This window comes from Rossellomorea sp. LjRoot5, from assembly GCF_964253455.1.
Taxonomy (GTDB): domain Bacteria; phylum Bacillota; class Bacilli; order Bacillales; family Bacillaceae_B; genus Rossellomorea.
In genome coordinates this window covers 3,160,235-3,173,634 of sequence record NZ_CAXUQN020000001.1, presented here as the reverse complement: position 1 = coordinate 3,173,634, position 13,400 = coordinate 3,160,235, and the positions used below count along the sequence as shown (strand labels likewise).

The 13,400-nt window shown below is 42.7% G+C and carries 15 protein-coding genes and 1 riboswitch; of the genes, 13 read left to right on the top strand and 2 right to left on the bottom strand.

What is annotated here, in order from left to right:
- The first annotated feature begins 98 nt into the window (after nucleotides 1–98).
- The 3 genes from ACSQ2E_RS16180 (at nucleotide 99) to ACSQ2E_RS16170 (ending at nucleotide 1,823) form a co-directional block, all read left to right on the top strand.
- A complete protein-coding gene (locus ACSQ2E_RS16180; RefSeq protein ID WP_435992168.1) occupies nucleotides 99–428 on the top strand; it encodes a hypothetical protein in 330 nt (109 codons plus the stop codon).
- A 177-nt stretch (nucleotides 429–605) separates the two neighbouring features.
- The gene (locus ACSQ2E_RS16175) at nucleotides 606–1,499 is read left to right on the top strand and encodes a cation diffusion facilitator family transporter (RefSeq protein ID WP_435992166.1); all 894 of its coding nucleotides are present in this window, start codon (nucleotides 606–608) and stop codon (nucleotides 1,497–1,499) included.
- Between the two features lie 138 nt (nucleotides 1,500–1,637).
- Nucleotides 1,638–1,823, top strand: coding sequence for a Fur-regulated basic protein FbpA (locus ACSQ2E_RS16170; RefSeq protein WP_336198901.1), 186 nt, complete (start codon nucleotides 1,638–1,640; stop codon nucleotides 1,821–1,823).
- A 45-nt stretch (nucleotides 1,824–1,868) separates the two neighbouring features.
- Here the strand turns inward: ACSQ2E_RS16170 and ACSQ2E_RS16165 are convergent, their stop codons facing one another.
- Nucleotides 1,869–2,771 (bottom strand): aldo/keto reductase, encoded by a 903-nt coding sequence (locus tag ACSQ2E_RS16165; protein ID WP_435992163.1) that lies wholly within the window; start codon nucleotides 2,769–2,771, stop codon nucleotides 1,869–1,871.
- An 86-nt stretch (nucleotides 2,772–2,857) separates the two neighbouring features.
- Between ACSQ2E_RS16165 and ACSQ2E_RS16160 the strand changes: the two genes are divergently transcribed.
- The 7 genes from ACSQ2E_RS16160 to splB all read left to right on the top strand — a co-directional run bounded on the left by ACSQ2E_RS16160 (nucleotide 2,858) and on the right by splB (nucleotide 8,357).
- Nucleotides 2,858–3,760, top strand: coding sequence for a phosphotransferase enzyme family protein (locus ACSQ2E_RS16160; RefSeq protein ID WP_435992161.1), 903 nt, complete (start codon nucleotides 2,858–2,860; stop codon nucleotides 3,758–3,760).
- A 70-nt stretch (nucleotides 3,761–3,830) separates the two neighbouring features.
- Nucleotides 3,831–3,940, top strand: a riboswitch (TPP riboswitch).
- A gap of 167 nt (nucleotides 3,941–4,107) precedes the next feature.
- The gene (locus ACSQ2E_RS16155) at nucleotides 4,108–5,094 is read left to right on the top strand and encodes an ABC transporter substrate-binding protein (protein WP_435992159.1); all 987 of its coding nucleotides are present in this window, start codon (nucleotides 4,108–4,110) and stop codon (nucleotides 5,092–5,094) included.
- A gap of 12 nt (nucleotides 5,095–5,106) precedes the next feature.
- Nucleotides 5,107–5,400: a thiamine-binding protein gene (locus ACSQ2E_RS16150; protein WP_435992157.1), complete on the top strand. Its 294-nt coding sequence runs from the start codon at nucleotides 5,107–5,109 to the stop codon at nucleotides 5,398–5,400.
- Complete coding sequence (locus ACSQ2E_RS16145) at nucleotides 5,397–6,158, top strand: ABC transporter permease (RefSeq protein WP_435992155.1); 762 nt, start codon at nucleotides 5,397–5,399, stop codon at nucleotides 6,156–6,158. The genes ACSQ2E_RS16150 and ACSQ2E_RS16145 overlap by 4 nt, the downstream gene beginning before the upstream one ends.
- 1 nt (nucleotide 6,159) lies before the next feature.
- Nucleotides 6,160–6,897: an ABC transporter ATP-binding protein gene (locus tag ACSQ2E_RS16140; protein WP_435992153.1), complete on the top strand. Its 738-nt coding sequence runs from the start codon at nucleotides 6,160–6,162 to the stop codon at nucleotides 6,895–6,897.
- Nucleotides 6,898–7,070: 173 nt separating this feature from the next.
- Nucleotides 7,071–7,316, top strand: coding sequence for a transcriptional regulator SplA domain-containing protein (locus tag ACSQ2E_RS16135; RefSeq protein WP_435994588.1), 246 nt, complete (start codon nucleotides 7,071–7,073; stop codon nucleotides 7,314–7,316).
- 12 nt (nucleotides 7,317–7,328) lie between these two features.
- Complete coding sequence (gene splB / locus ACSQ2E_RS16130) at nucleotides 7,329–8,357, top strand: spore photoproduct lyase (protein ID WP_435992151.1); 1,029 nt, start codon at nucleotides 7,329–7,331, stop codon at nucleotides 8,355–8,357.
- A 47-nt stretch (nucleotides 8,358–8,404) separates the two neighbouring features.
- Here the strand turns inward: splB and ACSQ2E_RS16125 are convergent, their stop codons facing one another.
- Nucleotides 8,405–8,833: a phosphatase gene (locus ACSQ2E_RS16125; RefSeq protein WP_336198893.1), complete on the bottom strand. Its 429-nt coding sequence runs from the start codon at nucleotides 8,831–8,833 to the stop codon at nucleotides 8,405–8,407.
- Nucleotides 8,834–9,205: 372 nt separating this feature from the next.
- Between ACSQ2E_RS16125 and ACSQ2E_RS16120 the strand changes: the two genes are divergently transcribed.
- From ACSQ2E_RS16120 to putP, 3 genes are all read left to right on the top strand, one after another.
- Nucleotides 9,206–10,450 (top strand): dicarboxylate/amino acid:cation symporter, encoded by a 1,245-nt coding sequence (locus tag ACSQ2E_RS16120; RefSeq protein ID WP_435992149.1) that lies wholly within the window; start codon nucleotides 9,206–9,208, stop codon nucleotides 10,448–10,450.
- Between the two features lie 511 nt (nucleotides 10,451–10,961).
- Complete coding sequence (locus ACSQ2E_RS16115; RefSeq protein WP_435992147.1) at nucleotides 10,962–11,525, top strand: NAD(P)H oxidoreductase; 564 nt, start codon at nucleotides 10,962–10,964, stop codon at nucleotides 11,523–11,525.
- Between the two features lie 374 nt (nucleotides 11,526–11,899).
- On the top strand, nucleotides 11,900–13,375 hold the full coding sequence (putP, locus tag ACSQ2E_RS16110; protein ID WP_435992145.1) for a sodium/proline symporter PutP: 1,476 nt from the start codon (nucleotides 11,900–11,902) through the stop codon (nucleotides 13,373–13,375).
- Nucleotides 13,376–13,400: the final 25 nt, after the last annotated feature.

Genomic DNA, 13,400 nt, shown 5'->3' with positions numbered 1-13,400 from the left:
TTAACTGGAATGATTCATGATTTCATCATAGTGAATATTTAAGAACAATACAATCATTTAGGATTCAAGACACTGGATAGTTGGAAAGGAGGACGATCATGGCAGACGTATTTAATCAAGGGTTTGTTGTAGCCCTTATCATTGCCTTTTCCGTTTATGTCACTTTAAGAGGAGTAGCTATTTTCTTCGGCAAAGCAGGAAAAGGGTATCTTGAAAACCTTCAATCACAAACAGGACGGTTATACCTGCAATTAATTGGCGGTTATTATATATTATCAGGTGTATTGGGCCTGCTTATTCCACGATTAGACTGGAAAACAGAAGACATCTACTTCGCCATCGCCATCTTCGCCATTACATCCGTTGTGTTCTGGGTAACACTTGACCTCTTCATAAAGCGCGAGCGTAAAAGGCTTCAACAAAATTAATCCTTCAGCGAGCTCCGGAATTAGTGTCCGGGGTTTTTTTATGTTCAAAGATCGGCTTCCGGAGTCTCCCTTGCCATAGAGTGCGTACCATATTTTTGCTTAATGGGAGCGACGGTACGTATAATATTAAATAGTATTTATGTACTTAGAAGAAGAATCGAAAGTGAGGGATATCATGTGGGTCACGATCACAGTCACGGCCACAACCAAAATAAAAAAGCTTTATTAATCAGCTTTCTTTTCATTTTTACTTTTATGATTGTTGAAGTGGTGGGGGGAGTGGTTACTAATAGTCTCGCCCTTCTTTCAGATGCAGGGCATATGCTTAGTGATGCAGCGGCACTTGGCCTTAGTCTCGCCGCTTTCTATATAGGGGAGAAGGCGTCGGATTTGGGGAAGACTTACGGGTACAAACGTTTTGAAATCGTAGCTGCTTTCCTGAACGGGATCACCCTGATTCTGGTTTCCCTTTATATTTTCTGGGAAGCTTACCGCCGCTTCATCGACACTCCCACAGTATCACCCGGTATGATGGTCATCGCCGTAATCGGCTTGATTGTGAACATTATTGTCGCCTGGATCCTGATGAAAGGGGACAAGGAACATAACTTGAATGTCCGCAGTGCGTTCCTTCATGTACTGGGGGATATGCTCGGATCAGTCGGGGCCATCATTGCGGGTCTTCTCATTTACTTCTTTGACTGGAATCTGGCAGACCCGATTGCTTCTGTCATCGTAGCGATTCTTATTGTCATCTCCGGATGGAGGGTGACAAAGGATTCCATTCATATCTTAATGGAAGGTTCTCCGGGGGATGTTGATATGGAAGAGGTGTCCAAGAGCCTGTCTCAGGTACCGGGAGTCATGGAAGTCCATGATCTGCATGTGTGGTCCATCACTTCGGATTTTAAAGCTTTAAGCTGCCATGTCGTCGTAGGGGATGAAGTAAATCGGGATACTATCTTAATGCAGCTGTCAGCTTTTCTAGAACAAGAGTTTGAGATTCATCACTCTACCATCCAAGTGGAAGGGAAAAACGTGCTTGGGGGGCATCATCATAGTTGTACATGATCAGTTGGGAATATTATGCATTCATTTTCTCTAATGATTGTAATGAAGGGTTCTTTTAATAGATGATTCAAGAAAAATGGAAAACGAATGTTTATGTCTCTCCATGATTGGGGTATATCCTCAACTGGAGGGATGAACATGCTACATCAAGAAACGAAATCAGAACAGAACAAAACACCCGAATTAAAAAAAGACTTTTATATACAACAATTATTGAGGATCGGCGTCTATAAATCGTTCGGGAAGCAGCTTTATGAACTTTCAATGGATGAATTGCAGGATGTTTACCTTGAATATTATGTTGGTGGAGATATAGCTCAATAAAAAGACGACCCTTTAAAGAAAGGATCGTCTTTTTTGTGCGAGCGTTTAAGGAACATCATGTCCCATGGAAGTCTGCAGGATTTCAAACCATTGATCATGGTCCAAATGGATGGAAAGAGAGTCGATTGCATGTTGGATCCGTTCTTTCTTACCTGAACCGACGATCGGCATGATGTTGGCCGGATGGTTAAGCAGCCAGGCATATAGGACCTGGTCGATCCCCGTCGCTCCTGTTTCCTCCTGCACTTTCTTTAAGGTATGTTGAAGACGGACAGCTTTCCTATCTTCCCCTTTGAAGACCGCCCCGCCTGCCAGTGGTGACCAGGCCATGGGTGCCACACGCTTTTCCTGACAGAGGTTTAACGTGCCGTCTTCAAAGTTTTCCAGGTGGTAGGCGGATAATTCAATTTGGTTTGTAATCAATGGAAATGGTAAATAAGATTGAAGCAGATTCCACTGATGATCTTTAAAGTTGGAGACTCCAAAATGACGGACTTTCCCTTCTTCCTTTAATTGAGTGAAGGCTTCGGATACCTCGTGGCCATTCATGAAAGGATCCGGTCTGTGAATCAACAATAGATCAATGTAATCCGTCTTTAATTGTTGGAGAGAATGTTCAACCGAAGTGAGAATATGTTTTTTACTGGTGTTGTAGTGATGCGTCTTATGCTCCGGGCGATTGTCAGAAGGCAGGACAATGCCGCATTTTGTCACGATCTCCATCTTCTCCCGCAATGAAGGTTTAAGGGCAAGCGCCTCACCGAATAAGGTTTCGCACGTATAAGAACCATAAATATCGGCATGGTCAAACGTTGTGATTCCGTTTTCAATATTGTGTTGAATCAATGATAACGTATCTTCCTTGGACTGCTTCCAGTCTGAAAGTCTCCATAATCCATGAATGATCCTAGAGAATGATAAGTCTTCTGTCATTTGTATTCTTTGCATAGGTGAAACCTCTCTTCATATGGTATGTAGTTATACTTTCATAGTCATACTACATGTATATTACTATGTATTGAAAGGAAATAGAAATGATTGAACCTCTTCAGGATATCTTTAGTCATTGGGGAATGGATCCTACTTCCATGAAACCGCTACTTCTTCATCCGAATGTTACGAAAGTAAAGGCAGAAGGAAAGACCTTCTATTTGAAAAGAAGAGAGTATTTTTCCATTGAAAATCGAATGGAGGAGTTCTATCTAACCTCATATTTATTGAATCATCACCAGAACGTTGAATCTCCTATTTTAACTTCCTCACAAATTCCGTATGTAAAAGAAGGAGAACGAATCTATTCTTTATATGAAGCACTCGAAGGAACGCCATTGAAGAAATTTTCCATCGCCTCTCTCACAAATGCAGGAACATACCTTGCATCCCTGCATCTTATCCTTAAAGAATACCGGTGTCATAATGAAGTGAAGGGCTGGGAGATTGAACGGCATGTAAGAGAGTGGGTGAAGGAGCTTGGTTCTGAATCGATCGGGAGAAGGGGGCAAGGGATCCTATCGAGGATGAAGGGGTGTTGGAAACCCTATGAGTGTTTGCCCCAGCAATTCGTTCACAGCGACTACAATCCCGGGAATATTTTGATGCAGGGAGGAGAAGTGAGCGGGATCATTGATTTTGAACGGATCCGGACGGCACCCAGGATCACTGACATCGGCTACTTCCTCGCAGGGATGCTTAAAATGGTCCCAGAGGAGAAAAAAGATCATTCTATTAATTGGATCTTGGCTTTTATGAAAGGATATGAAAGCCAGGATCCTTTGACTGCAGGAGAGAAAAGGATCGTGCCTTCACTAGTCATTCTCTTTCTACTGCAATATGCCTTTTTTTACTTTCAACAAGGACATCCAGAAGCTGGTTCTTCCTGCATGGATTTCATCGAGAAACTGATTGGATCCGTTCATTTCCATGGAGTATTTCAATAAGAGAAGGAAAAGCTTGAATAACCTTTCGTTCTATGGCAAAGTAGGGAGGAAGATAACGTTTAATTTCATATTCCACGTGTAGGGGGACCGGAGTGGCCGGTTGAGATTGTATCGTGTAGATACTGACCCTTTGAACCTGAACTGGCTGATACCAGCGTAGGAAACATTCTCTTAAACGATACATAACCTGTTTAACGATGCGTCCCGCGGCTGAATCTTGGGGCGTTTTTTTGTTGTATCCCGGACTTTACGTCTCAAACTGCCATTGGTTTACATTCATTCTCAATAATAAGCGAAGAATAATGGAATGAAACGTTACACCGCAAAAGATCGAAGGAGGAATCACCATGAAAAAATGGATGTTCCTCATCTGCTCTGTACTTCTTTTATCCGCCTGTAATGGGGGAAAAGATACAGCCGATGAGAAGAAGGACAATCTTAAAAAAGTAAGTGTCGTCCTCGACTGGACACCGAATACCAACCACACCGGATTATATGTAGCGAAAGAAAAAGGCTACTTCAAGGATCAGGGATTGGACGTAGACATCATCCTGCCCGGAGAAGCAGGTGCCGATCAGCTCGTTGCATCGGGGAAAGCCGAATTCGGTGTTGGATATCAGGAGGGTGTCACTCAAGCGAGGGTTCAGGATGTACCGATCGTATCCATCGCTGCCATTATTCAGCATAATACGTCAGGGTTTGCTTCCCCGAAGAGTAAGGGTATTACAAAACCAAAGGATTTTGAAGGGAAAAGCTATGGCGGCTGGGGGTCACCCGTGGAAAAAGCCGTTATGGATTCAATCATGAAGCAAGAAAACGCGGATGTGGAAAAAGTGAAATTCATAAATATGGGAGACACCGATTTCTTTACTGCCGTTAAACGCGACGTGGATTTCGCCTGGATTTATTATGGGTGGACAGGAATCGAAGCAGAACTTCGCGGAGAAGAGTTGAACATGATGTATGTGAAGGATTATTCCGATAAACTGGATTACTACACTCCAGTCCTCACAACAAATGAAAAAATGATCGATTCAGACCCTGAAACGGTCAAGGCATTCATGGCAGCTGCTTCCAAAGGGTATCAATATACGATTGACAACCCGAAAGAGGCGGGGGAGATTCTGTTGGATGCAGCTCCAGACCTTGATAAAGAATTAGTCATGAAGAGTCAGGAGTGGCTCGCACCCAGATATAAAGATGATGCTGATCGATGGGGAGAGCAGAAACTGGAAGTCTGGGAGAACTATGCGTCATGGATGTATAAAAATGATTTATTAGATAAGAAACTCGAAAGCAAGAAAGCATTCACGAATGAATTCTTACCAAAATAAGGGGTGAACAAAATGGGGAACGCACTTGTAAGTATACAAATCATTCCGAAGACAAAGAACGGTGAAGATGTGATTCCATATGTGGATGAAGCGATCGCAATCATCGAAAAATCGGGAATACGATATGAAGTCCATCCTTTGGAAACGACGATGGAGGGGAATCTGTCACAATTATTCAAGGTGATTGAACAAATGAATGAACGAATGATTGAAATGGGAAGCAAAAACGTCATTTCCCAAATCAAAGTATTGTACCAGCCGGATGGGATCGAAATGAACGACTTAACGGAGAAATATAAAGGATGAGAACTTGGATTTCAAAAGGATGGAGACCCTTCTTGGTCCTCATCCTTTTATTCATTATCTGGGAAGTTGTTATTAACGTATTTGAGGTGCCAGCCTGGCTGATGCCGTCGCCTTCAGAGATATGGGAAGAAGGAATGGCTTCGTGGTCTGAGTTCAAGGGACATTTCTCATCAACGGCATTGCTGACAATCACAGGGTTTGCGATTGGCTGTTCAATTGGACTCGTGACAGCGGTCATACTGCATCTCCTGCCAAAGGTAAGGGAAGCGGTCTATCCACTCATGATCTTGTCCCAGAATATACCCATCATTGTCTTGGCTCCTCTCCTTGTCATTTGGTTCGGATTTGGACTCCTGCCCAAAATCATCGTCATTACCTTGATCTGTTTCTTTCCTGTTGCCGTTTCGGCGATGGATGGGTTCAGACAGACGAATGGGGAGTACATCCTTTATATGAAAATGTCAGGTGCAACAAAAGGGCAGATTTTCCGGAAAGTGGAGTGGCCACATGCACTGCCTTCCATCTTCTCCGGTTTGAAAATCTCAGCTACCTATAGTGTCATGGGTGCGGTCATTTCGGAGTGGCTTGGTGCTCAAAAAGGAATTGGCGTCTATATGACACTTGCATCCTCTTCCTTCAGGACCGACAGGGTGTTTGTCGCCATTTTCATGATCATGCTCCTCAGCCTGCTGTTCTTTGGAATCATCGTACTATTAGAAAAAATCATGGTGAAGTGGAATCGAAAGGAGGACAAATAATATGACGATGCTATCAATACAAAATATGTCCAAATCCTTTGATGGTGAATTGATTCTCGATGATCTTTCCATTCAAGTGGGGGAAGGTGAGTTCGTTTCTATTCTTGGCCCTTCCGGAAGTGGTAAAAGTACGTTATTTCACGTGATCGGTGGATTGTTCGCACCAGATTCAGGAGATATAAAGCTCGATGGACAGTCGATAAATGGCCGTAGAGGATCCATCAGCTATATGCCACAAAGTCCGTCCCTCTTACCGTGGAGAACGGTGATCGAGAATGTGATGCTTGGTCAGGAATTACACGGAAAGAGGGATAAGGAAATGGCGATGGGGATGATTGAACGTGCCGGCTTAAAGGGCTATGAGGACGCATATCCTGAGGATCTCTCAGGAGGGATGAAACAACGTGTCGCTTTTATTCGTGCACTGGTCAGTCCTCAATCCTTTTTATGCCTGGATGAACCATTTTCTGCCCTCGACGAATTTACCCGACTGGACATGCAGAGGTGGCTCCTTTCCATATGGGAGGAAGACTTAAGTTCGGTACTGTTTGTCACTCATAATATCGACGAAGCACTCTTCTTGTCGGACCGTATTATTGTGTTATCAACCAGACCGGCCCGTGTGCAAAAGGAGTTCAATGTGCCATTTCCGCGACCGCGTGAAAAAGAAATCCTTCTGACCGAGGAGTTCCTGAAATGGAAAACGGATATTTTTGAGGAATTGTCTCAATATGTGTAAATCATTGCTTATTGTTGCCCATAGAATTTTATAGGGTATAGAAAAAGAGGTTTCCGGTGCCAAGGGAGGCCTCTTTTTATTTGCCGGAATACGATTAAACATCTTTTACCATCATATTTCTATCTCGATTGACAGAAAATGAAAGTAATGAATGATAGGAAAAGGTGAGGAAAATGGAATTGAACGATCACTATATGCCATATCAAGCTGGCGATGTTGTTTACGTGATTTACCGCAACCCACATACACAAAGTGTGGCCAATGTGCAGGAAGCAGCGGTTGTGCACGATCCGGAAAACCCAAACGAATTAGCATTATTTCTTTATGAAACCTATTATCCGTTAACACATGAAGTAGCCGTCTATTCTACAGAATCAGAAGCAGAAGAGGCCTACTCACAAACATTTGGAGACCTGTAGGAGGGAAATAATATGGTAAAACCGTTCGTGCCTCAATTGGTCTATTTTGAACCCAATGCACTGGATTACCCATTAGGGAAGCAACTAAAGGAAAAGTTCGAGAAGATGGATGTGGAAATCCGTTATACTACCTCCCACAATCAGGTGCGAAATCTGCCTGGAGAGAATCATTTTCAAAAATACAGGATCGCCAAATCAACGTTAGTGGTGGGCGTGCGGAAAACGCTTAAGTTCGATACATCCAAGCCGTCAGCTGAGTATGCTATCCCGTTTGCGACAGGGTGTATGGGGCACTGCCATTATTGTTATCTTCAAACGACGATGGGTAGTAAACCTTATATTCGTACGTATGTGAATGTAGATGAAATATTTGAGGCGGCAGATCGGTATATAGAGGAAAGAGCACCTGAATTCACGCGTTTTGAAGCAGCGTGTACGTCTGATATCGTCGGCGTGGACCATCTCACGCATACGTTAAAGCGCGCGATCGAACATTTTGGTGAATCGGAGTATGGTAAGTTACGTTTCGTCACCAAATTTCATCACGTTGATCATTTGCTGGATGCGAAACATAATGGGAAGACAAGATTCCGCTTCAGTATCAACGCAGACTATGTCATCAAGAATTTTGAACCGGGTACATCCCCACTGGATAAAAGGTTGGAAGCAGCCGGTAAGGTTGCCAGGGCAGGGTATCCCTTGGGCTTTATCGTAGCTCCCATTTATATACATGAAGGATGGCAGGAAGGGTATAAGCAAATGTTCGAACACCTCGAAGCGCGCCTTCCGGAAGAAGCTAAAAAGGATTTAACATTCGAATTTATCCAGCACCGTTTCACGAAGCCGGCTAAAAGGGTGATCGAGAAGAATTACCCGATGACGAAGCTAGAATTAAATGAAGAAGAACGCCGATACAAATGGGGTAAATATGGAATCGGTAAGTATATATACCAGAAGGATGAAGAGCAGGAAATCAAAGATCATCTGTATGCTTATATGGAGAAGCAGTTTCCGAAAGCAAAGCTGGAATATTTCACGTAAAAAAAAAGGGACTGATTACATTAAACGTACCGTTGTAATCAGTCCTCTTAATGTAATTGTGGGAGTAAATGTTCCAAATCCTTTACCCGCATAGCAATTTCGTCACAAATTTCCTGGTAGTGTACCCATTCTTCAATCAATGTCGCAGAACGCTTTCGTGGATTCGGTAAGTTCCAATAGATGACTTTTTCTTCTAATTCAGAGGGAAGTTCGATCTTATCATCATATTCTGTATCCTGAATCGCAACGATAACCGAGGCCTCACCAAGTTCCTTCATTTCAATGCGCGAAAGAGGAAATGAACTGATATCGATACATAATTCTTTCATTGCCAGAACGCTGAATTCCTCACGGCTATCAGCAACCCATCCGGCACTTTTAAAAGACCAATCCGACACTTGGAGCTTCTCTGCCCAGCCCTCAGCCATCAAGCTGCGCTGTTGACTACTTGAAAGAAAATAGACGGTTTTATTCATAATCGTATGTTCCTTTCTATTTCATGCTGTTATTACTATTTACCCAATCACGTAAAAGATAATCCATGAAATGCGAAAAGAAATTTTTGGAAAGGCTTTCTTGGTAGAATGGATTCATTGAACTGCCTGAAATTATGAAATCTCGAGCCGTAAATCTAGTAAATTCGATGTGAATCTTCGTCAACCTTCTTTCATTTAATAAAAAATCAGTATAATGGGGGAAGGAGAATGAAGTTCTTGAACGAACTAGGCAGCCGGGGGATGACATCAGAGAAATTCATTCATTAAAAGTTCTAAAAATTTTTGGTTTTATAAAAATGATATAAGGGTAATATCTTTATACTATTTGGAAAATTATAGGGAGGTACATCTATGAAATTTAATTTGACAACAAAGATTATTACAGCCTTGATATTAGGGGCCGTAGTAGGATTGATTCTGAACATATTTGCAAAAGATTTATTCGATATATTAGATCCTTATCTGTTCACACCTCTAGGCAAGATTTTCCTCAACCTGATCAGTATGCTTGTCGTGCCGATTGTTTTTCTTTCCATCGTCCTTGGATCGGCAGGATTAGGGGACCCGAAGAAGCTTGGAAGAATCGGATTAAAGACGATCGTTTACTTTTTACTGACAACCTGTATCGCCATTGTCATCGGTTTGACTCTGGCATACATCATCGATCCGGGATTGGTGGAAGGAATCGACGCCTCTCAATCAGAGGGCTTTAAAACAGAAAAGGCTCCTCCTGTAGGCGAAACACTTATGAACATCATCCCTAAAAACCCTTTAACGGCCATGACCGAGGGCAATATGCTCCAGATCATCGCGTTTGCCATCTTCATCGGATTCGGATTGACGGCTCTGGGTGATAAGACAAAAGGAATCCTGAAACTTGTGGAGCAAGGAAACGACCTGATGATGTATCTCGTGACCCTTGTGATGAAATTCGCTCCATACGGAACATTTGGATTGATCGCTTCGGCAATCGGCAGTCAGGGTTCCAGTGCCCTGAAAGCGATGTGGCTTTATTTCGTAGTCGTATTAGCGGCTTTACTTGTTCATGCATTTATTACGTATGGCGGAACGATACTCTTACTCGCAAAGAAGAACCCAATTTGGTTCTTCAAGAATTTCAGTCCTGCCATGAGTGTCGGATTCAGTACATCCAGCAGTAATGCAACCCTTCCGATTTCAATGGACGTTGCCCAGCAGCGACTGGGTGTCTCAAAGTCGGTCAGCTCATTCGTTCAACCCCTGGGAGCCACGATCAACATGGATGGTACGGCCATCATGCAAGGGGTGGCCACGGTGTTCATCTCTCAGGTATATAATGTGGATTTATCCATGGAACAGCTGATTACCGTCGTCCTTACAGCCGTACTTGCAAGTATCGGTACAGCAGGGGTGCCGGGAGTCGGGTTGATCCTCCTGGCCATGGTATTAAGCAGTGTCAATCTTCCAGTTGAAGGGATAGGTTTGATCCTTGGGATAGACCGTCTATTGGATATGGCCCGTACATCCATTAATATCTCAGGGGATGCTGCATGTGCCCTGTTTGTATCCGAGTCAGAGAAAAAACGGACCATTAAGATCCAGAGGGGCGAATCATAACCGTTCCCGCCATTCTGCAAGGAAAAAGGTGAAATCAATACGATTTCATCTTTTTTTTGTAAAACTCTTTTCACAAAGATTGTTGTTTTCTAACATAGGAACTCTGAGGCTCTGTCTATGAGTATATGGATTGATGGTGAGGGGAACGGCTTCGCTTTCCGGCGGACGAACGGCCAAGCCTCCTCGCATTCGCTGCGGGGTCTTGTCTCGTCCGTTTTTCCGCAGGAGTCTACGCCGTTCCCCTCCCCATCTAATGAGATAGAGTGACAGAGCTTACCAGTGAAAAAACGAATGAAACAGCAAATTCAAGCTGAAATCAACCACTACTCGCTACCTTACATAGCAACAAAGTTTACGAATGTAAAAACGAGCTGGTCGTATTGGGTATGTATGTTCTACATGCTGATCCGACAAATTATTTGAGACGGACGTGGTGAGAAATCCGGTATGTTATCCTGGGGAGTGAAAGCCGCACAGTGATCACTGTAGTCCATTTAAGGAGTTGTTTTTCTTGAAAGTACTGATGATTGTTGCCCATCCACGAACGAATTCCCTCACGTTTTCCATTACAAAGCATATTCAGAAAGGTCTGCATGACAAAGAATATAAGTCATCTATCTTAGATTTGTACAGGGAGGAATTCAATCCCCTACTTGATGAAAAGGGTGAAGATGAATGGGATAACCCTATGAAAGGGAAGCCCTCTTATATTGTTGAGAAGGAAAGGAAAAAATTAAAGCGGTATGACGCCCTGATCTTTGTGTTCCCGATTTGGTGGTATGGTTTACCTGCCATCATGAAAGGGTATATTGATCGAGTCTTTACATATCCGGCATTCACTCAAGTCAATCCTCAGAAGGTTCTTTGGGTCGGGCTCGCAGGTGAAACGAAAGAGGAATTTATTTCTAATGGTCATGATGAAACGTTGAGACACCAGCTAATAAAGGGAATTTCCGAAAAAATGGGAGTCATTGACAAAGAAGTGGAGATCTTTTTTGACACAATGGACAGGGATAAAAAATTTGATTATGAAAAAACTATGAATAAAGCATATCTGCTTGGTACGTTATTTTGATTAGGGTGAGAAAAAAGTACTGTTTTTCAATAAATTTAAATAATTTTTTGTGAATAAATATTGAGTAATATTTGATATAAGACGAAAATATCGAATATTATCGTATATTTATTCATGTATTTATCCCTGTTAGGAGCAGATGACTTTAAAAAATTCTCGTTTATGGTATGATAATTCTTGTGTCTATAACAGCCGGGAAATTAATATTTGAAAAGTAAGTGTATAAAAAATACACTTAAATGCATAAGGAGGAGGTACGTGATATGGGTGAAGAATTAACATTGGGAACCTGGTTATGGTTATTAATTCCGATGCCGACCTTGATCATTTTATCAATCATTACTTTTTTTACAGAAAAAACAAAGGAGTAGATTATGGATATTAATATTCAAACGTTAACATCGATTATTATTTATTTAATTGGAATGGGTATTATTGGTTACATGGCAGCCAAGTTAACCAGCAATTTATCCGACTATGTACTTGGAGGCAGGCGTTTGACTGCCGGGGTAGCTGCCTTGAGTGCAGGTTCTTCCGACATGAGTGGTTGGTTGATGCTGGGTCTGCCGGGTGCCGTTTATGCCAGTGGTATGGGATCAATCTGGTTAGCAATTGGTTTATCAGTAGGTGCTTACTTGAATTGGCAATTCATTGCAAAGCCATTCCGGGTTTACACGGAAGTGGCGAATGATTCAATCACAGTACCTGATTTCTTTGAAAATCGTTTTCACGATTCAAGCAAAATTCTTCGAGTGTTCTCTGCTATCATCATCCTGATCTTCTTTACGTTCTACACTTCATCGAGTTTAGTGGGTGGAGCAATCTTACTTGAAGAATCATTCAATATGGATTACCGATTAGCTTTATGGGTTGGTGCAGGAGTTATCCTATCTTACACGTTCTTTGGCGGATTCCTTGCAGCCAGCTGGACAGACTTCATTCAAGGGATCCTGATGTTCCTTGCTCTGATCATCATTCCTGTTGTAGCCATTTCCGAGATTGGCGGTTGGGATGCTACGGTAAGTGCCGTATCAAGCATCGATCCATCTTACTTGAATGTTTACACAGGAGCGACATTTGTTTCAGTCGTATCGCTTCTCGCATGGGGCTTGGGTTATTTCGGTCAGCCTCATATCATTGTACGTTTTATGGGTATTAAATCAACGAGAGAAATACCTAAAGCACGCTTGATTGGTATGGTATGGATGATTGTCTCCCTATTTGGAGCCATCTTCATCGGTTTCTCCGGTATTGCGTATTTCGCCGATTCACCGTTGGAAAACTCGGAAACGGTGTTCATTATGTTCTCACAAGTATTATTCAATCCATGGGTAGCGGGTTTCTTACTTGCAGCCATTCTATCAGCGATCATGAGCACAGTGGATTCACAGCTTCTTGTCTCATCAAGTGCCCTGGCTCAGGATTTCTATAAAGCCATTTTCCGAAAAGAAGCAAGCCAAAAAGAAGAAGTGTTGGTTGGTCGTATTTCGGTAGTGGTCATCGCGATCCTTGCCATTTTCCTTGGATATGACCGCGATAGTAAAGTATTGGAATTAGTCAGCTATGCATGGGCTGGTTTCGGTGCTGCCTTTGGACCGGTCGTGATCTTGAGCTTATTCTGGAAACGCATGACACGTAATGGTGCCCTTGCAGGTATGATCACGGGTGCAGTAACGGTCATTATATGGAAGCAGTTGTCTGGAGGACTCTTCGATGTGTATGAGCTCCTTCCGGGATTCATCTTCGCGACCATCGCTATCTTTATTTTCAGTTTTGTTGGTAATCCTCCTGCCAAAGAAGTACAGGAAGAGTTCGAAACGGTTAAGGTGCGTTTAAAAGAATACCAATGATCTTAAAAGGACCCGATACGCTAGT